General features: G+C 39.2%; 1 protein-coding gene. It reads left to right on the forward strand.

The genetic code is table 11. The features are described from left to right. Window positions 1-237, forward strand: a 237-nt coding sequence (locus ACTHS4_RS12560; protein ID WP_440366051.1) for an efflux RND transporter permease subunit, incomplete at both ends; no start/stop codon positions are given.

Raw genomic sequence — 237 nt, forward strand, 5'->3', positions numbered from 1 at the left:
TATATATTCATGCAAAACATCCGATATACTCTGATTCAGACTTTTGTCGTGCCGATTTCCCTGTTGGTCTGTTTTGCATTTATCTCATACATGGGTATGTCGATTAAAGTATTGACCATGTTTGCGATGGTATTGGTAATTGGTATTGTGTTAGATGATGCGATTGTGGTCGTTGAAAACGTTGAGCGTATTATTCCGAGCGAAGGTTTATCGCCTAAGGCTGCAAACAAAAAAGCG

Source organism: Neisseria sp. P0014.S009, from assembly GCF_051958155.1.
GTDB lineage: Bacteria > Pseudomonadota > Gammaproteobacteria > Burkholderiales > Neisseriaceae > Neisseria > Neisseria flavescens_C.